Annotated in this window: 1 pseudogene; it reads right to left on the reverse strand. The window is 41.1% G+C overall.

Going from position 1 to position 253, the window contains the following annotated elements:
• Nucleotides 1-253: pseudogene (locus AB4486_RS25130) on the reverse strand (radical SAM protein); the annotation flags it as partial.

A 253-nucleotide genomic window follows, 5' to 3' on the forward strand; every position in this document is an offset into this window, starting at 1 on the left:
AAAAACGCCTCTTTATCATGCGGAAATTGTCCATTGAGTTCCGTCAGCAAATTTATCCCATGATAATTACCGTAATTGCTTTTGATGCCATCTAATTGGCTGATCAATTGAAATTGTTCTTCCAACATCTCACGCTCTGAAAGTGGCGTAAACTGGCCGTTTTGAACCATATCATCCAACTCAGTACCAGGTTTTACCGCTAGCGATAATATTCGGATCTCCTCAGGATCAATCTGGTTTAATAGCTGGGCAG

This window comes from Vibrio sp. 10N.222.55.C6, from assembly GCF_041473395.1.
GTDB classification, from domain to species: Bacteria; Pseudomonadota; Gammaproteobacteria; order Enterobacterales; family Vibrionaceae; genus Vibrio; species Vibrio crassostreae_C.